General features: G+C 63.5%; 18 protein-coding genes and 1 riboswitch. Of the genes, 9 read left to right on the forward strand and 9 right to left on the reverse strand.

Annotation, left to right across the window (positions count from 1 at the left end):
* Positions 1-11 precede the first annotated feature (11 nt).
* Positions 12-1301 (reverse strand): vWA domain-containing protein, encoded by a 1290-nt coding sequence (locus tag DFR48_RS02590; RefSeq protein WP_114361564.1) that lies wholly within the window; start codon positions 1299-1301, stop codon positions 12-14.
* A 186-nt stretch (positions 1302-1487) separates the two neighbouring features.
* A complete protein-coding gene (locus DFR48_RS02595; protein ID WP_425359231.1) occupies positions 1488-2357 on the reverse strand; it encodes an alpha/beta hydrolase family protein in 870 nt (289 codons plus the stop codon).
* A gap of 302 nt (positions 2358-2659) precedes the next feature.
* Between DFR48_RS02595 and DFR48_RS02600 the strand changes: the two genes are divergently transcribed.
* Both DFR48_RS02600 and DFR48_RS02605 read left to right on the forward strand, forming a co-directional pair.
* Positions 2660-4036, forward strand: a complete 1377-nt coding sequence (locus tag DFR48_RS02600; protein ID WP_114361566.1) for a class II 3-deoxy-7-phosphoheptulonate synthase — start codon at positions 2660-2662, stop codon at positions 4034-4036.
* Positions 4037-4149: 113 nt separating this feature from the next.
* Positions 4150-4566 carry a GFA family protein gene (locus DFR48_RS02605; RefSeq protein ID WP_114361830.1) on the forward strand — a complete coding sequence of 139 codons (417 nt, stop codon included), beginning with the start codon at positions 4150-4152 and terminating at the stop codon, positions 4564-4566.
* Here the strand turns inward: DFR48_RS02605 and DFR48_RS02610 are convergent.
* Positions 4500-5456 carry a hypothetical protein gene (locus DFR48_RS02610; protein WP_245415493.1) on the reverse strand — a complete coding sequence of 319 codons (957 nt, stop codon included), beginning with the start codon at positions 5454-5456 and terminating at the stop codon, positions 4500-4502. The genes DFR48_RS02605 and DFR48_RS02610 overlap by 67 nt on opposite strands.
* A 174-nt stretch (positions 5457-5630) precedes the next feature.
* Positions 5631-7571 carry an LTA synthase family protein gene (locus tag DFR48_RS02615; protein WP_245415494.1) on the reverse strand — a complete coding sequence of 647 codons (1941 nt, stop codon included), beginning with the start codon at positions 7569-7571 and terminating at the stop codon, positions 5631-5633.
* A gap of 183 nt (positions 7572-7754) precedes the next feature.
* Here DFR48_RS02615 and DFR48_RS02620 point away from each other — a divergent pair, with 183 nt between their 5' ends.
* From DFR48_RS02620 to bluB, 3 genes are all read left to right on the forward strand, one after another.
* A complete protein-coding gene (locus tag DFR48_RS02620) occupies positions 7755-9422 on the forward strand; it encodes an NAD+ synthase (RefSeq protein ID WP_425359228.1) in 1668 nt (555 codons plus the stop codon).
* A gap of 28 nt (positions 9423-9450) precedes the next feature.
* The gene (locus tag DFR48_RS02625) at positions 9451-10281 is read left to right on the forward strand and encodes a TolB family protein (protein WP_114361568.1); all 831 of its coding nucleotides are present in this window, start codon (positions 9451-9453) and stop codon (positions 10279-10281) included.
* A gap of 44 nt (positions 10282-10325) precedes the next feature.
* A riboswitch (cobalamin riboswitch) is annotated at positions 10326-10529 on the forward strand.
* 46 nt (positions 10530-10575) lie between these two features.
* Complete coding sequence (bluB, locus tag DFR48_RS02630) at positions 10576-11268, forward strand: 5,6-dimethylbenzimidazole synthase (RefSeq protein WP_114361569.1); 693 nt, start codon at positions 10576-10578, stop codon at positions 11266-11268.
* Positions 11269-11301: 33 nt separating this feature from the next.
* On the opposite strand, the gene DFR48_RS02635 is transcribed toward bluB, so the two are convergent.
* The 5 genes from DFR48_RS02635 to DFR48_RS21880 form a co-directional block, all read right to left on the reverse strand.
* Positions 11302-12369: a DUF2865 domain-containing protein gene (locus DFR48_RS02635; protein ID WP_114361570.1), complete on the reverse strand. Its 1068-nt coding sequence runs from the start codon at positions 12367-12369 to the stop codon at positions 11302-11304.
* A 177-nt stretch (positions 12370-12546) separates the two neighbouring features.
* Positions 12547-13191 carry an acyl-homoserine-lactone synthase gene (locus tag DFR48_RS02640; protein ID WP_114361571.1) on the reverse strand — a complete coding sequence of 215 codons (645 nt, stop codon included), beginning with the start codon at positions 13189-13191 and terminating at the stop codon, positions 12547-12549.
* Positions 13192-13351: 160 nt separating this feature from the next.
* Positions 13352-14101, reverse strand: a complete 750-nt coding sequence (locus DFR48_RS02645; protein ID WP_114361572.1) for a helix-turn-helix transcriptional regulator — start codon at positions 14099-14101, stop codon at positions 13352-13354.
* Positions 14102-14255: 154 nt separating this feature from the next.
* Positions 14256-16562, reverse strand: a complete 2307-nt coding sequence (locus DFR48_RS02650; RefSeq protein ID WP_112685109.1) for an NADP-dependent malic enzyme — start codon at positions 16560-16562, stop codon at positions 14256-14258.
* Positions 16563-16665: 103 nt separating this feature from the next.
* Complete coding sequence (locus tag DFR48_RS21880; protein WP_170141782.1) at positions 16666-16842, reverse strand: lipoprotein; 177 nt, start codon at positions 16840-16842, stop codon at positions 16666-16668.
* A gap of 185 nt (positions 16843-17027) precedes the next feature.
* Here DFR48_RS21880 and DFR48_RS02655 point away from each other — a divergent pair, with 185 nt between their 5' ends.
* From DFR48_RS02655 to DFR48_RS02670, 4 genes are all read left to right on the forward strand, one after another.
* Positions 17028-17624, forward strand: a complete 597-nt coding sequence (locus DFR48_RS02655; protein ID WP_114361573.1) for a TetR/AcrR family transcriptional regulator — start codon at positions 17028-17030, stop codon at positions 17622-17624.
* A 109-nt stretch (positions 17625-17733) separates the two neighbouring features.
* Complete coding sequence (locus tag DFR48_RS02660) at positions 17734-18615, forward strand: UDP-2,3-diacylglucosamine diphosphatase (protein ID WP_114361574.1); 882 nt, start codon at positions 17734-17736, stop codon at positions 18613-18615.
* A 167-nt stretch (positions 18616-18782) separates the two neighbouring features.
* Positions 18783-19931 carry an ABC transporter permease gene (locus DFR48_RS02665; RefSeq protein WP_425359232.1) on the forward strand — a complete coding sequence of 383 codons (1149 nt, stop codon included), beginning with the start codon at positions 18783-18785 and terminating at the stop codon, positions 19929-19931.
* 11 nt (positions 19932-19942) lie between these two features.
* A complete protein-coding gene (locus DFR48_RS02670; protein WP_114361575.1) occupies positions 19943-20764 on the forward strand; it encodes an ABC transporter ATP-binding protein in 822 nt (273 codons plus the stop codon).
* Positions 20765-20768: the final 4 nt, after the last annotated feature.

The raw sequence follows: 20768 nt of genomic DNA on the forward strand, positions 1-20768 counted from the left end.
CGCTCCTCTGGTCAACTGGCGAGCCGCGGCGTGCCGATGACCTTCTGGAAGAGGGCTTCCATCGCCTCGGCGATACCTTCCGTGGGGCTCACCTCGAAGTAGAGGCCGGGTGAGGCGCAGGAGCGCATCCGGTTGGCGATCTCGCTCTGGAACGGTTTGATCCAGCTGTTGTACCAAGCGTTCTGCGGCAGGGGCAGGTAGGTCGTGTAGAGGGCCGCGATCTTGATGCCCTTCTTCTTCAACGGCTCGCAAACCGAATAGTCGATCGGCTCCTGACAGCGTGTGCCGGTCGTCTTCTTGGTGCAGGACGACCCCTTGGCACTGTCCGTCAAGCCGTCCGACACGAAGAAGATCACCTTTTCCGGGTCGGTCTTGTTCTTGCCGCTGCCGCCCTTCTTGATGATTTTCTCGAGGTTCTTGAAGGCGTTGTCGAGATCTGTCGCTTGGTCGTGATTGTAGTTCTGGTAGGGGATCGACATCAGGTCGATGGCGTTCGCCGCAGTGCGCACCGCATTCATGTCCGACGACAGCGTGGAAATCTCCGTGAGCTTCGTGTCTTTCGCCGAGGTGCCGAAGGTGTAGATGCCCATCCGGTACTGGCTCGGATAGCGTGCCGCTTTTGCGGCGCTGTAGGTTAGCTGCTGGACGGCCTCGCGAACGACGTCGATCCGCATGGCGACGCCGAGATCCTTGGCGAGGTCGTAATAGTCGTAGCTCTTCGATTCGTCGTGGCACGCGAACGCACACTTGTCCGGGGTGTGGCGTTCCATCGTCTCGATGTCCGCCATCGTCGCACCGACACCCATCGACGGGGTATTGTCGAGCAGCATGTAGAAATCCATGAAGGTGCCGGTGTTGTATGTCGCCGTGGCTGTTCCGGTCACTTCAATCATGTCGTGGCTGAGAAGCCTCAGGAAGCTCGTCGGCACCTGCGCCTTGAACGTGACGACCGAGTTCATCGTGTCGTCCTTCTTTGTGATGTCGATGGCGAGATCGGTCACTTTCGTGACCATGCCCTCGGGCAACTGTCCCTCGAAGAGCTTGCGGGCGTCCTTCTCTGCGACGACGATCGTGCCGTTCGCGGAGGAGTTGATCGCTGCCAACACGCCGACCGATTGGGTCGAGAGCGCTCCGATCGCCGCGGCATCGGCGGCGGCAAGCAGGGCCGCCCGCTGTTCTATCGCATAGCCGACGTCGACGGCCATGCCGATCGTACCGAGGAGCGGGAGGGCAAGAAGGGCTGTCGTTGTCGCGAAATTTCCGGACCGATCCCTGAAGTACTGCGCAAGTGAAACATACATTTCAGTCTACCTGATCTTTTGGATCTGCACGCCTTCATGGCGTCGCAATCCGCCCGAGCAACATTTCGGGCATGACCCTTCTTGCGCCTCCCTGATTATCTTGGGGTTAATTGTGCCTTGGCAGTGTGTCGCCTTCGAAAGGTATACCTAAAAATCGATTAATGACGATATGTCGATGCAGGGGCATCAGCCTCCGACGGAGGGTACGTCGCCAGCACCGACCTCCAGCCAGTCCGCCGCAGGCGTCCACAGTCGTTCGCGATGGGCGGAGCGGAAGAAGCCGAGGTGACCGATCGGCACCTGTGAAGGCTCCGGCGATATCCACGCGGTCTGCAGCGGTGCGCGAACATAGTGTTTCAGGATCGCCTGCTGGGCCCGTGGCGTTCCCCAGGGATCGTCGGTGAGCCCGATGGCAAGGATCGGCGTTTCGACCTCGCCATAGCGGCGGGCCGCATCCATGGACGGGTCGGCGAAGAAATACTCGGGATTGCGGCCCCATCGCGCCCATTGACGGAAAACGCTCCCGGGAAGGGTCTCTCCGAGGCCGATCCAGCCAGGTACCCGGCCGGTCACCGTGGCAAGGGGAACGCCGATGAGGTTCATCGCCGTGAAGACCTTCAGGGGAACGTTGGTGTAGCGCCAGTGACCCGACATCACCGCCACCATCAGGTAGCGCAGGAAGCGCCGGTGCCGACCGCAGAGGCCGAGTGCCTGCCCGCCGAAGGACTGGCCGACGCCGACCATCGGATGACCGGGCGCGACCGCGTCGAGGACGTCGACGGCTGCCGGCATGTCCCGTTCCGCCCAATCCGCCATCAGCGGCTCGCGTTTCCAGCCCGAGGGCGCCTTCGATGCCGCGACGCCGCGATAGTCGTAGGTGAGAACGGCGCGGAAGCCGCGGTCCTGGACGAGATAGGTGGCAAAGCGATTGTAGAAGCCGCGCGGGACGGCTGCGGCCGACGAGATGAGGGCGAGGGGGCCTTCGCCGGTGCCGGCGAAGAGAGTTCCCTTGAGCGGAAAGCCGTCAGCGGCCTCGAATGTGATGTCCTTCCCGATCACTGCGGCATCGCTCGACATTGGCTCCTCCCGTTCGGCGCTACGCGGCCATCGATATGCACCGATACTAACGTTTACGTCAATGTAAGTTTTTTGCGAGGCGCGTCTGTCTGCGGTGCGCCGACCTGCGGCGGCCGGCAATGCCGCGATCACGTGGAGGAGTTTGAACCGGCGCAACGGGCAGCGCGGAAGGTCCGGGTCGCGCCCGAAGTTCGGCTTTGCAAGTCGATGATAAGAGTTTATAAGCCGCCCATTCGACGGCAGGAGGCCGTCGCACTGCGTGAACAGGTTAGGTTACGATCATGGCACAGAATTGGACCCCGAACAGCTGGAGGCAGAAGCCGATCAAGCAGGTTCCGGCCTATCCGGATGCGGCAGCACTTGCCGATGCGGAAGCTCGTCTTGCCAAGTATCCGCCGCTCGTCTTTGCCGGTGAAGCCCGTCGCCTGAAAAAGGCGCTCGCCAACGTCGCCGAAGGCAACGGCTTCCTGCTGCAGGGCGGCGACTGCGCCGAGAGCTTCGCCGAGCACGGTGCCGATACGATCCGCGACTTCTTCCGTGCCTTCCTGCAGATGGCCGTCGTCCTGACCTTCGGCGCCCAGTTGCCCGTGGTCAAGGTCGGCCGCATTGCCGGCCAGTTCGCCAAGCCGCGCTCTTCCGATTTCGAGAAGCAGGACGGGATCGAACTGCCGAGCTACCGCGGTGACATCATCAACGGCATCGAGTTCACCAGCGAGGCCCGTATTCCCAATCCGGAACGCCAGATCATGGCGTATCGGCAGTCGGCTGCGACGCTCAATCTGCTGCGTGCCTTCGCGATGGGTGGCTATGCCAACCTCGAGAACGTGCATCAGTGGATGCTTGGCTTCGTCAAGGACAGCCCGCAGGCGGAGCGCTACCGCAAGCTCGCCGACCGCATTTCCGAAACCATGGATTTCATGAAGGCGGTCGGCATCTCGTCGGAGAACAATCCAAGCCTGCGCGAGACCGACTTCTTCACCAGCCACGAAGCGCTGCTTCTCGGCTATGAAGAGGCGCTGACCCGCGTCGATTCCACGTCGGGCGACTGGTACGCAACCTCCGGACACATGATCTGGATCGGCGACCGCACCCGCCAGGCGGACCACGCGCACGTGGAATACTGCCGCGGCATCAAGAATCCGATCGGGCTCAAGTGCGGTCCGTCGCTGCAGGCCGACGATCTGCTGAACCTCATCGACATCCTGAACCCGCAGAACGAAGCCGGCCGTCTGACGCTGATCTGCCGTTTCGGCCACGACAAGGTTGCGGAACACCTGCCGCGCCTCATTCGTGCCGTCGAGCGGGAAGGCCGCAAGGTCGTCTGGTCGTGCGACCCGATGCACGGCAACACGATCACGCTCAACAACTACAAGACCCGTCCGTTCGAGCGCGTCCTGTCGGAAGTCGAGAGCTTCTTCCAGATCCATCGCGCCGAAGGCTCGCATCCGGGCGGCATCCATATCGAGATGACCGGCAAGGATGTGACCGAGTGCACCGGCGGCGCCCGTGCGGTCACGGCCGACGATCTGCAGGACCGCTACCACACCCACTGCGACCCGCGGCTCAACGCCGACCAGGCGCTGGAACTCGCCTTCCTGCTCGCCGAACGGATGAAGGGCGGACGTGACGAGAAGCGGATGATGGCTGCGAATGCCTGACGGCTGCGGCGTGAGGTCGATGAATTCGGCTGATCGCTAGGTGAAGAAGACTGAAGTTGACGGACCGGGCCGGCTTGGCGAAGCTGGCCCGGTCTTTGTTTCTGGAGGTTTTCATGGTTGAAGTCCACGCCGGGCGCTGCAATTGCGGCGCTGTCCGTTTCCGCGCGAAGGGTGAGCTGGAGGATCTCATCGGCTGCCATTGCTCGCAATGCCGGCGGCAGACCGGCCTCTATTACGCAGCGACGAATGTGGACAAGGATCGGCTGGAGATCGAAGGCGCGGACAATGTCACCTGGTACCGTTCCAGCGACAAGGCGCGCAGGGGCTTCTGCCGCACCTGCGGCTCGGCTCTCTTCTGGGAAGCGGATGGTGCTGACTACGTGTCGGTGATGGCGGGTGCTTTCGATCAGCCGACGGGGCTCCGTTTCGGCTACCACATCTATTGTGCCGACAAGGGCGACTACTACGACGTGGCGGACGCCGCGCCGAAATTCTCCGTCGGCTCGACGTCGCAACCGATCGGAGGCTGACCGCCTCCGGCGAGGCTTTCGTCCTCTCGTCGGAGCTTTTCCACGGCGTGGTGGAAAGCCTCTTCCAGCGCCGCGAACTTGGTCGACTGCCAGTGGAAATAGTCGCCGGTGAAGCGGCGGGAAAGCCAGAGGCTGCCGCGGCGGCGCGGCAGCTCCCAGCCGAGCAGTCCGTCCGTTTCGGCCTTCTTGAACATGCGTTTCAGGTTCGTCGACGATACGGTGTAGCTTTCTCCGAGCTCCGCCAGCGTCGTCGGTCCGACGAAGGTTCTCTCGGCTGCCGGATCGTATTCACCGATACGCGAGATCAGGTCGTGCAGGACAATGCCGCCGAGATCGGACCACAAGAAGTGTCCGATCGTCTCCGGCGGGTCGCGCCAGTCCGGATGTTCGACGAGCTTGGCCGCCGCGTACGGCTGGGCGATGCGGAAGATGCGCGGGTCGGCGATGCTGGTTGCCTCGCGGTCGCCGCCGTCCAGCCGGTCGAGGCAGGCCATATGCGCCGTGAACCAGCTGATCATGCCCGCATTGCTGGGCTCCGTCGCTTCGAGAACCCGCACACGGCGGTCCGGTACGCCGGGCACGTCGCGCAGGAACTTGTAGGCGACGAGTTCCGCCAGGTAGGCGGTTGCGGTGTTGCGGCTCGCCGCCCCGACCTTCATCACGACTTCCACGAAGCGCGTCGCGGTGAGGCCCGAAAGCGGATCGCCCTCGGTGCGCTGCAGGTTGAGCGCGTAAAGGGACTGCGTCATCAGCCACTTTCGATGGGATGCCTTCAGCCGGGAGAGCCGCGGCGTGCGCAGGTGAATACCGATCAAATGGTCTGCGATCTGCTTTTCGATAGCAGGGAACAGCGGGTGGCCAACGATTTCGGCACGGGTAAGGGCTCGCATGGGGATGCTCGAAAACAAAATCAGCGCGTCATCAGAAAACGTGGGCCGTACCTTGCGTTGGGGACGCGCCGTAAGGCCCGGAGAAGATCATCTTCTCCTCCTAAGAGATTTGTAGATCCTTTGTATGTCAACGTTTTTCTGGTTTGCGAAAAACGCCGACCCGCAGATGTGCCGTCAGGAGGTCGGTGCGGTGACGCGTTCGGCCTGTTCGGGGAAGAAGCGTTCAGTGCCGAACCCGTCGCCGAAGATCGCGTCGTGTTGCAGGTAGCGGTAGTCGCGGACGAGTGGATCTACCGTCTTGCCGGCCTTCGACCAGTCGGACGTGGCTCCGCCGGAGCTGTCGACGAGCTGATAGCGGTCGATTGCGTCGTAGCGGTCGTGCACTGCACCCAGCACACCGGTATAGAAGGGGTGTTCGTAGCCGGCGAGCTTCACCACGTGATAGGGCAGGAAGGCGGGGCTGATGGAGCCGAGGTCCTTCTGTACCCCGCGCTTCGAAGACCACACGACCAGCGGGGTCTCGTGTTCGCGCTTCATGACGTCGACCGGAGCCGAACGGGTCGCGACCTGGTCAGGCATGTAGCCGCTCTCCGGGTAGACGTTGCCGAGCGGCGGCAAGTGGTCGCCGAAGATGACGACGATCGTCTCGCGGCGGCGCTTCTTCGCCCAGTCCATCAGCATCTTGAGGCTCTGGTCGGCCTCGCGGACACCCTGGGCGTAGGTCGCCAGCGATTGCGTGCTGGAGGCCGAAAGCGTGGGGCCGTCGATCGCGATGGTGTTCTTGCCGTACCGATGCGGCTCGTAGGGTCCATGACCCTGCAGCGTCACGCCGAAAAAGAAGAACGGCTCGCGGGTGTTGTCCGCCGCGCGCATGATCTCCTTCGTCAGGGCCTCGTCGGAGGCGAAGATGCCACGCTTGTCCATCACCGGCATGTTCTCTTCCGAGAGGAAGCTCTCGAAGCCGAAGGCCTCGTAGACATTGGCGCGGTTCCAGAACCAGCTCTGGAAGGGGTGGAACGACTTCGCGACATAGCCCTTCGAGCGGAAGAAAGTGGCGAGCGACGGCAGCGGTCTGCGGACATACTGCTGATAGGGGATGCTGCCATAGGGCAGGAAGGCGTTCGAGAAGCCCGTCAGCGCTTCGAATTCGACATTGGCCGTCATGCCGCCGAACTCGGGCGAGAAGACGTTGCCGGACGCATTCTTTCGGATCGTCGGCATCGGATCTGGCGAGAGCCGGACATTGCTGAGCCGCGTCGGGTCCCAGAGCGACTCGCTCATCAGCATGATCACGTCGGGATGGCCGGTCGTGCCGGAGCCGGCGACGGGCGCATTGCCGGCGGGAATGCTGTCGATCGCCTGCGCACCGTAGCCTTCCGGCGCGGTAACGTTCGCCATCGGCAGGTTGAAGGCAAAGGCCAGCAGGAAGCCGTTGTGCAGGTAGTTCTCGCGCTGGTCCCACATCATCGGGATGATGTTCAGCCGGTCGCGCAGCGGCGAATATTCGGCGTAGTCCATCAGCGAGAGGAAGCCGCCGATGAGCGGCAGGCCGACCAGCAGCCGGAACAGTTTCGCCGGACGTGAGAGCGACGGGAACCGGCGCCAGGCGAAAAACCACAGATAGACCAGGGCGACCAGCGCGGCGACCAGGCAGCAGCCGATTGCCACCGCGAGGTAGGGCCGTGCCGCCACCATGACCGGCAGCAATTGCAGGATCTGGCGGCCGAACAGCATGTCGCTCGGATAGAGCGGGTCTGACAGGAAGAGCTGCTTCTGCGCCGATATGAACGCGGGAATGACGGCGAGCGGCACCAGGATCAGTGCCGACTGGTAGGCCCGGCCCAGGAGCGCGTCGGTTGCCGTAAAAAGCAGGAAGAGGATGCCGACGGCTGCCAGCCCCGGACGATCCGAAGCGATCAGAAAGCGCAAGGCTTCGTGGAGATTGCCGCGGGCGATCCACTCCGTCGCGAGAACAGTGAGGATCGCGAGGATCAGCAGGTTGCCGAGGCGAACCGTGGCCCAGGCATAGCCGTCCCGTCGATTTGCCGCAGCGGCGGACGTGACGGTGGCGCGGGGCGTGATGGAACTAGCCGGATCGGAAGCGATCTCAACCAAGGCACTCTCCGGATTTTGAAAGGTATGTCGGAAAACTGTCGTTTCTCTGTCACATAACTGTCATGAACACCAGATGAACCGGCCGTTCATCGGAAGGTTCCACGCTGTTTTCCGTGCTCGATCGGGCCTTGCGGCGTTGCGGCTGGGTCCGGCTCGCGCTAAACGAGAGGTATGAGCGACACCATGACCCGTCCCGACACCCTCCGTATCGCAATCGCGCAGTTCAACCCGACTGTCGGCGACGTCGCCGGCAATCTCGCCAAGGCACGCGAGGTGCGCAGTCAGGCTGCGGCTGCCGGTGCCGAACTCGTGCTCTTCACCGAGCTTTTCCTCTCGGGCTATCCGCCGGAGGATCTCGTGCTGAAGCGCGCCTTCCTCAGGAACTGCCTTGCGGCGGTGGAGCAACTGGCGGCGGATACTGCCGACGGCGGGCCCGGCGTCGTTATCGGTTTTCCGCGGCAGGGCGAGAAAGGCCGGCACAATTCGGTGGCGATCCTCGATCGCGGCGAGATCATCGCGACCCGCGACAAGATCGACCTGCCGAACTACGGCGAATTCGATGAGAAGCGTGTCTTCGTTCCCGGCGATATGCCGGGTCCGGTGAATTTTCGGGGCATCCGCATCGGTGTCCCGGTTTGCGAGGACATCTGGGGTGATCTCGGCGTCTGCGAGACGCTCGCCGAAGCAGGGGCGGAAATTCTCCTCGTGCCGAACGGCTCGCCCTATTTCCGGGCGAAGATCGACGTGCGCTACCAGATCGCCCTGAAGCAGGTGATCGAGTGCGGGCTGCCGCTTGTCTATGCCAACCAGGTGGGCGGTCAGGACGAACTGGTGTTCGACGGTGCGAGCTTCGCCTTCAACAGCGACAAGTCGCTTGCCTTCCAGATGAGCCAGTTCGAGGCGGAACTCCTGGTCACCACATGGAAGCGCGGCGCCGACGGCTGGCGTTGCGACGAGCGGCGGATCGCCCATGTGCCGGAGAAGGAGGACGCGGATTATCGTGCCTGCATGCTCGGCCTGCGCGACTACGTCAACAAGAACGGCTTCAAGAGCGTGGTGATCGGCCTTTCGGGCGGCATCGATTCCGCGCTCTGCGCGGCGATTGCCGTGGATGCGCTCGGCCCCGAACGGGTGCGGACCGTCATGTTGCCCTACCGCTACACCTCGGAAAGCTCGTTCTCGGATGCTGCAGCCTGCGCCAAGGCGCTCGGCTGCCACTATGACATCGTGCCGATCGGCGAGCCGGTCGATGCTTTCATCTCCGCGCTTTCGGAACTCTTCGAGGGAACCGAACCGGGCGTCACGGAGGAGAACCTGCAGGCGCGCACGCGCGGCACGATCCTGATGGCGATCTCGAACAAGTTCGGCGCCATGGTCGTGACCACCGGCAACAAGTCGGAAATGTCGGTCGGCTACGCGACGCTCTACGGCGACATGAACGGCGGCTTCAATCCGGTCAAGGACCTCTACAAGATGCAGGTCTACGCGCTTTCGGGCTGGCGCAACAAGAACGTGCCGCAAGGCGCACTTGGGCCATCGGGTGAGGTCATTCCGGCCAACATCATCTCCAAGGCGCCGTCTGCGGAGTTGCGGCCGAACCAGACCGACCAGGATTCTCTTCCGCCCTATCCGGTGCTGGACGATATCCTCGAATGCCTGGTGGAGCAGGAGATGTCGGTGGAAGAGATCGTCGCGCGCGGCCATGATGTGGCGACCGTGCACCGGATCGAACATCTGCTCTACCTCGCCGAATACAAGCGCCGGCAGTCGGCGCCCGGCGTGAAGATCACCCGCAAGAACTTCGGCCGCGACCGGCGCTACCCGATCACCAACCGCTTCCGGGACCGCTGATCCCGCCGATCCCGGCAAGGAGGCGAGCATGCGCAGTTCCGTAGAGATCTTCGACTGCGAGGCCCGCACCTCTCGCGTCGTCTGGCAGACGGAGGCACTGGTCGAGGCCCCCAACTGGACGCCGGACGGCGGACATCTTGTGATCAATGGCGACGGCCTCATCTACCGTGTGCCGATCGACGGGAGCGCGGTTCCTGAACGGATCGAAACAGGGTTTGCCGGCGCCTGCAACAACGACCACGGGCTTTCCCCCGACGGCACGATGCTTGCGATCTCCGACAAGACCGAGCACGGAAAATCCTGCATCTATGTCCTGCCGGCGGCGGGCGGCGTGCCGCGGCAGGTGACCGCAAGGCTGCCGTCCTACTGGCACGGCTGGTCGCCCGACGGGCGGCAGCTCGCCTATTGTGGCATCCGCGACGGCGAATTCGGCATCTACACGGTCTCCGTCGACGGCGGTGAAGAGCGCGAGCTGATCCGCGGCGGCGGGCACAATGATGGTCCCGACTATTCGCCGGATGGGCAGTGGATCTACTTCAACTCCGACCGCAGCGGGCTTATGCAGATATGGAAGATCCGCCCGGACGGTAGCGAGCTCGCGCAGGTGACCGACGACGGTTTCTCCAACTGGTTTCCGCATCCCGGGCCGAGGGGCGACGTGCTCGTCTTCCTCTCCTACGCGGGGGATGTCGAAGGCCATCCGCGCGACAAGCAAGTTTCGATCCGGCGGATGGACGTCGCGACGGGAGAGGTGGAGACACTGCTGAACCTCTTCGGCGGGCAGGGCTCGCTGAATGTGCCGAGCTGGTCTCCCGACGGCGATGCTTTCGCTTATGTCCGCTATTTCCCCGTCGAGTAAAACCGGATTGTACGTCCTTGGACTTGCCACCGGCGGCGAACTGTGAACAATCGGACGCGTCAGGTGCCCGCCGGCAAGGTGGGAGAATCGGGAATCCGGTGACAATCCGGAACGTGCCCAACGCTGTGTGGCGGATGCCTGTCGCAAGGAACCGGTCTCTCGGTTCGCGTCACTGGCCTTTCGGCCGGGAAGGCGGCGACAGGCAGCGGAAGCCGAGTCAGAAGACCGGCCTGGCATGATAGACCTGGCCCGCGCGGACGGCGGGCGGTCCTTTGCATTGTTGGGGATTTGACGATGCCGGACGAACCGATGGACCACATGGTCCGGGCGGGTGCGTTTTCTGCTGAGGAACGCGCCGCCATCTACAGAGCCATAGAAACCCGCCGCGACGTGCGCGACCAGTTCCTGCCGGACCCGCTGCCGGACGATCTCGTCTGGCGGCTGCTTTCCGCTGCCCACCACGCGCCGTCGGTCGGCTTCATGCAGCCGTGGAATTTCATTCTCGTGCGCGACGCCGAGCGAAGGGAGGCGGTCTGGCGGGCCTTCAGCCGCGCCAACGGCGAAGCGGCCGAAATGTTCTCGGGCAAGACGCGCGACAACTACCGAGCACTGAAGCTCGAGGGCATCCGCAAGGCACCCCTCGGCATCTGCGTAACCTGCGATCCGACGCGCGGCGGCCCGGTCGTGCTCGGCCGCACGCACAATTTCAGCATGGACCGTTACTCGACCGTCTGCGCGATCCAGAACCTCTGGCTTGCGGCACGGGCCGAGGGCGTCGGCGTCGGCTGGGTCAGCATCTTCCACGAGACCGATCTCAAGCGGATTCTCGCCATCCCGGATCATGTCGAGGTGATCGGCTGGTTCTGTCTCGGCTATGTCGATACGCTCTACGGAGAGCCCGAACTGGCGGTGAAGGGCTGGCGGCAGCGCCTGCCGCTCCAGGACCTGGTCTTCTCCGAGACCTGGCAGGAGGGGCCGGGCGGCTGACACCCGCCGGAACAGACGGACCGCATACGCGGTCTACTGCTGGACCGGCTGCGGACCGGAGAGCGCAGGATGCCTGAGGTCGATGCCGCTCGTTTCGCTGGGGAGGAAGACGGGGCCGACTTGACGCACTTTCTTCTCCGTGGGGTCGTAGGGCCTCTCGACGGGCGCGGATGGCCGGACGTCTTCGGGAGCCGGCTTGCCGGCGGTCTTCAGATCGATGACGGAAGAGCCGTAGTCGGGAACGTTCGCGCTCGCGGCCTGCGCCTTCATTTTGCGATAGAAATCCGTGAGATTGCAGGTGCAGGAGGGCTGGTCGCCCTTGCGCCGGCTCTGGTAGGAGAAGGCAGTCGGCGATTGCCGGTACGGCCTGCCGGTCACGGTCGAGATCATCTCGCCGCTTTCGGGCTCGGTGACCGACCGGAAATAGAGTTCGGTCTCGATGCCGGGGCACATCTGCCGGCATAGCTCGGCATCGCGCCGGAAGGTAAGCGGCGTGGTATTCGACGAGATCGGGAAGAAGGCGCCGTCGCAACTGCGCACGCAAAGCGTCTGCAGGTCGCCGGCGCCGTTCTGCCAGCCGCCGGTCGGGAAACCGTCGGTGCCGAGGCGCGGCGCCACCATGTCGAGATAGGGGGTGCGCGGAGGGTCGGCGGGCGTGACGTCCGCCTCCACCGGCTCTTCGTCGCAGCGGTTGGCTTCCATCATGGCGAGGATCTTCCCGCGGACCTCGTTGCGCTGCGTGCCGCCGCTTCGCGCGGCCTCGCGCCTCTCGGCAAGCTGCAGCTTTTCCGCCTCCAGCCGCTTGATGTCGGCGGAAAGCGCGGCGCATTCGGGACGGTTCATCGCTGCGTAATCGGTGACGCTCGGCGAGCCGCAACGCAGGTCGAAGAAGCGCTGCCGAGCCTTGCGGATCTCGAAGTTCTGCCTAGCGATGGCGCTCGAGAAGCGCCGCATCGCGGCGGTGTCTCCGACCACCTCCGGTTCGCTCACGAGGCTCGCCCGCAACCTGTTGCAGATCATCGAGGCATGGGAGACAGCCGGAACAAGAAGGGTCGCAACGACCATCGTGGACAGCAGGACGAGGCTACGGCGGTACGGCAATTGGCGTTCCCGATCGGCGAATGACAGGCGTTGCTCGGATCGACTTGCCTATAGGCCCAATCATCATAGATGGCGAGCGTCATTCCGCCAACCGGAAGCTCGTTTTTGGCTTAACAGACGGCGCCCCGGCCGAAGGTTTGCCTCCGGCCGGTGCCAGACCAGTGAGCCTGGTCGTCGTCAGGCGGCCCGCGCCTGTTCGAGCGTCATCGGCTCCGCCAGTACGCGGTGGTCGATGCCCGCGACTTCCTTCATCCGCTCGAGCAGGTCGTCGCTGACCTCCCAGGCGATCGCGACGGCGTAGACCGAGCCGATCTTCTGGGGGTCGGCGATCCTCTCACCGGGGCAACCCATGCGGCGGAACATGCGCTCGAGGAACACGTCGGTCACCGTCACGATGTGCGTGAGCCCGGAAGCGATCCCGAGTTCGCCGACGCCGCACATCAGTTCGGCAGCGGCGATCGTCACCTGGTTCGACGCGCGGTCCTGCGAGATTTCCGGGTCGATGCAGAAACGGCTCGATTCCCATATCTCGGCACTGCGGATCGGCGGATTGTCACCGAGCAGGACGGGGAACGTGTCGTCGAGCATGTTCGGACCGAGGGTGGGAAGCAGCCGTAGCGCACCGCGCAGGCGCCCCGTCTCGGGCGAATAGGAGAGAACGTAGATCGGGTTGGCGTCGTCGTAGCTATCGATCTCCCAGTCTCCCTCCACCTTGACATCCCATTTCAGGAGGTCGTGAAAAACCCGCTTGCGCAGGCTGAATACGTCCGCCATTTCTTTCGAGTAGCGGTCGCGATTGGCTCCGTTGATAATCCTGATCATGCCGGTCTCCCTTCTAAGGTCAGGGAGAAACGTTCGCTTTTTCATCTAGAAATTGAAACTGGCGGTAGGGACAGTTTAAGTCATTGCAATTTGCGATTATTCTCGCTTGCCCATCGTGCAGTGTCGGGACCGGATGTAGAACGTGCGGTCGGCGCGAACTCTATTCAGAACGGTTGTCGGGCCCGGAGATAAGGCCCTGCCAGACCGCCTCGGCGACGGCCTGCGTATTGCTCACGACGTTCAGTTTTCGTCGGGCGTTCGACATGAAATAGCGGACGGTGCGCTCCGAGATGCCGAGGATGACGGCGATCTCCCAGTAGCTCTTCCCGGCGGCTGCCCAGGTCAGCGCTTCCTTTTCCCTGCCGGTCAGAATGGAGCGCATGCTCTCGCGATGCCGGCCTTCGTCGGCCGTTTCCAGCACCGCTGCGTGGAACTTCGCCGCGAGAGCGTGAACGTCGCGGTCGCAGTGGCGACGAAACTGACGCCAGTCACGTGCGTCCGCGACGTTGATCGCGAAAAGGGCCGCGTGGCCCTCGCGGGAGGCGAGCGGATAGCAGACGCCGGTGGTGGAGAGAGAAAGTTCGCGTGCGACGGACAACAGGAGTTGTGCGCTCGGAATCGTTTCCGGCAGCATGGACCAGTCGAGCGGTCGCACCGAGGTGAGTGCGTGCTTGAGCAGCGGGGTCAGGACGTGCGGACCGAGCGCGGTGACGGCCCGGACCACATGCGGTGCATAGGTGTGGTGGATACGATGCAACCTTACACCGGTCGCAGCAGGGATGGCATCGATGTAGAGGATGTTCGAGATACCGAACTCAGCCTGCATCCTTTTGAAAAACGGCTGCGGTCGAACGACCTCTTCGCTTTCCAGCCAGTCCAGCAGGTCAAAATAACCCTTCTGGTTAATCATTATCTGACCCTGACAAATCTATGGGATAGGATCGTCCAGCACAAATGGCTTGTCCAGCGCATTTTTCATGCGCGGGAGGAGGTCTGACTGTGCCCGTTCGTTGATGCAGGGAGCATCCGTCGCGAGGGCAGTGCCGACGCGACGGGCGTTATCGTCACGCGGGCTGGGTGGCTTCCACGACGGCGAGCGCGGCCATGTTGACGACGCCGCGCGAGGTGACCGACGTCGAGAGCACGTGGGCAGGAAGGGCGGCACCCAACAGGATTGGGCCGACGTGAAGTGCGTCCATCATGGTGCGCACGAGGCCGAGCGAGATGTTGGCGGCATCGAGATTCGGGAAGACCAGGAGATTGGCTTCACCGGTGAGCGTGCTGTCGGGCATGGCGCGCTTGCGCAATGCTTCCGAGAGCGCCGAACCGCCCTGCATCTCGCCGTCGACCTCGAGGTCGGGAGCCCGCTCGCGGATCAGGCGCAGGGCCTCCCGCATCTTGCGGGCACTTTCGGAATCGCGCGAGCCGAAGTTCGAGTGGGTGAGAAGGGCCGCTTTCGGGGTGATCCCGAAGCGGCGGATCTCGTTTGCGGCAAGCACCGTCGTTTCGGCGATTTCCGCGGCCGTCGGGTTGTAGGTCACGAAGGTGTCGGTGAAGAAGATCGCGCCGCGCTGGGAAATCAGCAGGCTGAGGCCCGAGAAGGCGCAGACGCCCGGCTTCTTGCCGATGATCTGGCCGACGTCGCGCAAATGCCGGTCGAAACGGCCCTCGACTCCGCAGATCAGCGCATCGGCATCACCGCGGCGAACCGCGAGCGCGCCGATGACCGTGTTGTTGGTGCGAACGATCGTGCGGGCGGCTTCCGGGTTGATGCCGGCACGTCCGACGAGCCCGAAATATTCCTCGACATAGTCGCGGTAGCGCGGATCGTCTTCCGGATTGACCACCTCGAAGTCGGTGCCGGGGCGAATGCGCAGCCCGAAGCGCTGGAGGCGGTTCTCGATGATCGGCGGGCGGCCGATCAGGATCGGCTGGCCGATCCCTTCCTCGAGCAGCACCTGGGCGGCGCGCAGCACACGCTCGTCCTCGCCTTCGGCGAATATGACGCGCTTGGCCGGCGCCTTCTTGGCCGCCGTGAAGATCGGCTTCATGACGAAGCCGGAGCGGAAGACGAAGCGATTGAGCTGGTCGAGATAGGTGTCGAAATCGGCGATAGGGCGGCGGGCGACACCGCTTTCGGCCGCTGCCCTCGCAACTGCCGGAGCGATGCGCAGGATCAGGCGGGGATCGAAGGGCGAGGGGATGAGGTAGTTCGGGCCGAAGGTCGGCGATTCACCGGAATAGGCCTTCGCCGCCACTTCCGACACCTCTTCCCGGGCGAGCGCGGCGATCGCGCGCACGGCCGCCATTTTCATCTCTTCGTTGATGGTCGTGGCGCCGCAATCGAGCGCGCCGCGGAAGATGTAGGGGAAGCAGAGAACGTTGTTCACCTGGTTCGGGAAGTCCGAACGGCCGGTGCAGATCATGGCGTCCGGGCGCGCCGCACGTGCGAGATCCGGCATGATTTCCGGCGTCGGGTTGGCGAGCGCCATGATCAGCGGCTTCTCCGCCATGCGGGCGAGGAGCTCCGGCTTCAGGACGCCGGCGGCCGACAGGCCGAGGAAGACATCCGCGCCTTCGATCGATTCCGACAGCGTGCGCTTGTCTGACGGTTGGGCGTAGACGGACTTCCAGCGGTCCATCAGGGCTTCGCGGCCGACATAGACCAGACCTTCGATGTCGTGGACCCAGATGTTTTCGCGGCGGGCGCCGAGCGTGACGAGAAGATTGAGACAGGCGAGTGCTGCCGCGCCGGCGCCCGAGGCGACGATCTTGACGTCCTCGATCTTCTTGCCGGCGAGATCGAGCCCGTTGAGGATTGCCGCGGCGACGATGATCGCGGTGCCGTGCTGGTCGTCGTGGAAGACGGGAATGTTCATCTTCTCGCGGAGCTGCTGCTCCACCTCGAAGCATTCCGGCGCCTTGATATCCTCGAGATTGATGCCGCCGAAGGTCGGCTCGAGCGCGGAGATGGTCGAGATCATCTCGTCGACCGCCGGGGCGCTGATCTCGATGTCGAAGACGTCGATGCCGGCGAACTTCTTGAACAGGACGGCCTTGCCTTCCATCACCGGCTTCGAGGCGAGCGGGCCGATATTGCCGAGCCCGAGCACCGCGGTGCCGTTCGAAACCACGGCGACGAGATTGCCGCGCGCGGTGTAATCGAAGGCTGTATCCGGCTCGTCACGGATGGCGAGGCACGGCGCCGCCACGCCCGGGGAATAGGCGAGTGCCAGGTCGCGCTGGTTGCCGAGCGGCTTGGTCGCCTGGATTTCGAGTTTCCCCGGTCGCGGATAGCGATGGTAGAAGAGCGCCTGCTCGTCGAGATCGCCGGAGGCCGGTTGCGGCTTCGTCTTGTCCTGAGAATTCATCGTGCCCACTAACATATGTCTCTAAAGTCGAGACTCCTGAATACACGAAAAGTCCTCGGGGGGAAGTGTCTTCGGACGCTCTCCGGCGCCTCCCTGTCGCTTCTTAGATACCCGGCGTGAAGAGCGGCGGCAGCGAGGTCGGGCCCATGCCGTATCTGGAGGTGGCGCACTTGCCGTCCGCCGTCTGCTGGCAGGCTTCTGTCTTCTCGATCGAGCCGGTGGTCTGCGAGCAGCCGGCGAGGACTGCGGCGACGAACGTGGCGAGGACAATCTTTTTCATTTTCTTGGCTCCTGGTGTCGGCCGCCGCGGAGGATCCGCGCGCCGTTAAGTGAACTTGCAAGTCTTATATTGAACATCAATGTTCAAATTTCAACGGCAATGCGATAGAAAGAACGAGATGAATTGACGCAGCCGGAATTCCTGCAATTTTACGGGAGCAGGGGAGCGTCGAAAGGAAGGACGTCTTGAGTATCAAAACCCGGATCCGTGATGCGGCGATCTGCCTCTTTGCCAGGAAGGGTGGTGATCGGGTCACCGTCAGCGAGCTGGCGGACGAGGCCGGTGTCGCGCGTGGCACCGTCTACAACACCATTCCCGATCCAGGTGCGCTCTTCGAGGATATCGCCGGTGACCTCGCGCGGGAGATGCAGGACCGGGTGGTGGCGAGCATGGCCGACCTCACTGACCCTGCTTTGCGGCTGGCCTGCGGAGTCCGCCTGTTCATTCGGCGAGCCCATGAAGAGCCGCATTGGGGACGTTTCCTCGTCCGCTTCAGTTTCACCAACCGCGCGCTGCATGGATTGCTGACCGGCTCCTCGACGGCGGACATCCTGAAGGGGATCGAGCAGGGGCGCTACGTCGTGCCGCAGGAGCACGTCACGTCGGTTGTGGCGATGATCGGCGGCACCACGCTTGCCGCCATGCTTCTCGTCCAGGAGGGGCACAAGACCTGGCGGGAGGCCGGCAGCGAGGCGGCGGAACTGCTGCTGGCGGCGCTCGGGGTGGATCGGCAGGAAGCGAGAGCGATCGCGACCCGGAAGCTACCGCCGCTTTCCGACTGAATGCGCCATGCCGGAACGACGGCCTTTGCGGGCGTTCAATCCCCCACGCATGTCATCAAGCTGAAACAAGACTCTGGTTTTAGAGGCTGATAACGCCAATACCCAGAGGATGACCCTCGTGAGTACACACGCGGATACCCGCCAATTCCGGACGCTCTTCATTTCGGACGTGCATCTCGGCTCGAAGGCCGCGAAGGCCGACTTCCTGATCGATTTTCTCCGGTACCACGAGGCCGAGACGATCGTGCTGGTCGGTGATATCGTCGACGGATGGCGGCTGAAGCGCAGCTGGTACTGGCCGCAGGACTGCAATGACGTGGTGCAGAAGCTGTTGCGCAAGGCACGCAAGGGGACGCGGATCATCTACATTCCCGGCAATCACGACGAATTCCTGCGCGGTTTCCCTGGCAGCCATTTCGGCGGCATCGAGGTGGCGGAGCGCATCGTCCACGAGGCGGCGGACGGCAAGAAATACCTGGTGCTCCATGGTGACGAATTCGACGTGGTGGTTCGCAACGCACGACTTCTCGCCTATCTCGGCGACTGGGCCTACGACACGGCGATCGCCATCAACATTCTCCTGGCGGCCGTCCGGCGCCGTCTCGGAATGCCCTACTGGTCATTCTCCGCCTGGGCGAAACTGCAGGTGAAGCAGGCGGTGAACTTCATCGGCGAGTTCCAGAAGGTGGTTGTCGAGGAGGCGCGCCGCAACGGCGTCGACGGCGTGATCTGCGGGCATATCCATCATGCGGTGATGGACGAGATCGATGGCATTCGCTACATCAACACCGGAGACTGGGTGGAAAGTTGCACGGCGATCGCCGAGCATCACGACGGCCGTTTCGAACTCATCTCCTGGGATCATCTGATCCAGACACCGACGGCCAAGGGAATCACCCGTGCCGCGAACACGCTTGCGATCCCGCTCCGTGTCGCAAAACCGGCCGAAGCAGACGCGGAAGCCGCTCTGGTGCCTTCCGTCGGACACTGACAGGCCGGGTTCTCTGAGAAAGATGTGGTTTCGCGGCTACGCAGGCCGTCAAACTCCGCGATACGGATTCCAATGAGGGCACCTCAGGTTATACTGCCGCCTCATGTGGTGTAAGCCCGTTGCAGTCGCGAATCTTCGCACGAGAACCGTCAGCCTGTGAGAGACGTCTGACCTTGAATGATCATCCAGGAACCGCTGCCATCGAGGAAGGCGGCCTGCCGGGCGGCGGGCGGCGGCTGATCCTGTCCGGGACCTGGTGCAACAACACGCTCGCCGGCGTATTGCCGAGCATCGAGCGCCTGGGCTCCGACGGAGGTGCCCCGGTCGAACTCGACCTCTCGGGCATCGACGGGATGGACACGGCGGGGGCCTGGCTCGTCCGACGCATCGTCACGGGCCGCGAGGCAGGGGGAAGCACGGTCAGTCTTACGGGCGGCACTGCGGCCATGCAGGAACTCATCCGGGCTTTGCCCGAGACGGTGGAGGCACCGCATCACGCCGAGGAAAAGGAGCCGCTCTTCATCCGGGCTTTCGGGCCTGTCGGCGTCATGATGGCGCACCTCTGGCAGGACACGGTCGCGATGATGTATGTGCTCGGCTCGGCCGTTCGGGGCGCGCAGATGAAGCTCGGCCGCGGGTCGGGCGTGTCGCCGGCTTCCGTGGTCAACCAGCTCGACCATATGGGGGTTCGCGCCGTTCCGATCATCGTGCTGATGTCCTTCCTGATCGGCGCGATCATCGCCCAGCAGGGGGCCTTCCAGCTGCGCTACTTCGGGGCCGAAATCTTCGTGGTCGACCTCGTCGGCATCCTGCAGCTGCGCGAGATCGGCGTGTTGCTGACGGCGATCATGATCGCCGGTCGCTCGGGAAGCGCGATCACCGCCGAGATCGGCTCGATGAAGATGCGCGAGGAGATCGACGCGCTGAAGGTCATCGGCCTCAATCCCGTGGGCGTCCTCGTCTTTCCGCGGCTGGTCGCGCTGGTCGTGGCGCTGCCGCTGCTCACGGTCGTCGCCAATTTCGCGGCCCTTTACGGGGCGGCGTTGGTGGCATGGGCATATTCCGGGATCACCTTCGACGTGTTCACGACGCGCCTCAACCAGGCGATCGACTATTCGACCGTCGCCTCCGGCATGATCAAGGCACCCTTCATGGCGCTGATCATCGGAATTGTCTCGGCTGTCGAAGGCATGAAGGTCGGCGGAAGCGCCGAGTCGCTCGGTCGCCACGTGACGACTTCAGTGGTGAAGTCGATCTTCGTCGTCATCCTCGTGGACGGGCTGTTCGCCATGTTCTACGCCGCGATCGACTTCTGACGGAGGGCACGATGAACGAAGCCTCCGCAGCACCGGTGACACAGGAGAGGGAAACGGTCCTGTCTGTTCGCGGCCTCACCGTCGCCTTCGGCGACAAGGTCGTTCTCGACAACCTGGACCTCGACGTCTACCGCGGCGAAATCCTCGGCTTTGTCGGGGCCTCCGGCGCGGGCAAGTCGGTGCTGATGCGCACCGTCCTGCGTCTCCTGCCGCGGCGCGCCGGTACGATCCGCATTCTTGGCGCTGACTACGACAAGGTGAGCGAGGCGGAGCGGATGAACCTCGACACCCGTCTTGGCGTGCTGTTCCAGCATGGCGCGCTGTTTTCGGCGCTCACCGTCAAGGAGAACATCCAGCTTCCGATGCGGGAGTATCTCGACCTGCCGCAATGGCTGATGGACGAGCTTGCCTATCTGAAGATCAATCTGGTCGGCCTCGATCGGGATGCCGCCGACAAATATCCTTCCGAGCTTTCCGGTGGCATGACCAAGCGCGCGGCACTCGCACGTGCGCTTGCGCTCGATCCGGACCTCGTCTTCCTCGACGAGCCGACGTCGGGCCTTGATCCCATCGGTGCGGCCGAATTCGACGAGTTGATCGCCCGGCTTCGCGACACGCTGGGGCTCACGGTCTACATGGTGACGCACGATCTGGACAGCCTGTTTTCCGTCTGTGACCGCATCGCGGTACTCGGGCAGAAGCGGGTCTTGGTCGAAGGAACGTTAGACGATATGCTCGCCTGCGACGACGAATGGGTGAAGACCTATTTCAGGGGCAAGCGGGCTCGATCCATACCACGGCCGGGACATTCCGGCGACAATCCGGTGAAGTGACAGG

The sequence above is a fragment of the Ciceribacter lividus genome, assembly GCF_003337715.1.
Lineage (GTDB): Bacteria > Pseudomonadota > Alphaproteobacteria > Rhizobiales > Rhizobiaceae > Allorhizobium > Allorhizobium lividum.

What these genes read in the sequence shown, in the direction of transcription:
- DFR48_RS02590 (WP_114361564.1), bottom strand. Translation starts at nt 1,301, where the DNA reads ATGTATGTTTCACTTGCGCAGTACTTCAGGGATCGGTCCGGAAATTTC.
- DFR48_RS02600 (WP_114361566.1), top strand. Translation starts at nt 2,660, where the DNA reads ATGGCACAGAATTGGACCCCGAACAGCTGGAGGCAGAAGCCGATCAAG.
- DFR48_RS02605 (WP_114361830.1), top strand. Translation starts at nt 4,150, where the DNA reads ATGGTTGAAGTCCACGCCGGGCGCTGCAATTGCGGCGCTGTCCGTTTC.
- DFR48_RS02610 (WP_245415493.1), bottom strand. Translation starts at nt 5,456, where the DNA reads ATGCGAGCCCTTACCCGTGCCGAAATCGTTGGCCACCCGCTGTTCCCT.
- DFR48_RS02620 (WP_425359228.1), top strand. Translation starts at nt 7,755, where the DNA reads ATGACCCGTCCCGACACCCTCCGTATCGCAATCGCGCAGTTCAACCCG.
- DFR48_RS02625 (WP_114361568.1), top strand. Translation starts at nt 9,451, where the DNA reads ATGCGCAGTTCCGTAGAGATCTTCGACTGCGAGGCCCGCACCTCTCGC.
- bluB (WP_114361569.1), top strand. Translation starts at nt 10,576, where the DNA reads ATGCCGGACGAACCGATGGACCACATGGTCCGGGCGGGTGCGTTTTCT.
- DFR48_RS02640 (WP_114361571.1), bottom strand. Translation starts at nt 13,191, where the DNA reads ATGATCAGGATTATCAACGGAGCCAATCGCGACCGCTACTCGAAAGAA.
- DFR48_RS02645 (WP_114361572.1), bottom strand. Translation starts at nt 14,101, where the DNA reads ATGATTAACCAGAAGGGTTATTTTGACCTGCTGGACTGGCTGGAAAGC.
- DFR48_RS02650 (WP_112685109.1), bottom strand. Translation starts at nt 16,562, where the DNA reads ATGAATTCTCAGGACAAGACGAAGCCGCAACCGGCCTCCGGCGATCTC.
- DFR48_RS21880 (WP_170141782.1), bottom strand. Translation starts at nt 16,842, where the DNA reads ATGAAAAAGATTGTCCTCGCCACGTTCGTCGCCGCAGTCCTCGCCGGC.
- DFR48_RS02660 (WP_114361574.1), top strand. Translation starts at nt 17,734, where the DNA reads ATGACCCTCGTGAGTACACACGCGGATACCCGCCAATTCCGGACGCTC.
- DFR48_RS02670 (WP_114361575.1), top strand. Translation starts at nt 19,943, where the DNA reads ATGAACGAAGCCTCCGCAGCACCGGTGACACAGGAGAGGGAAACGGTC.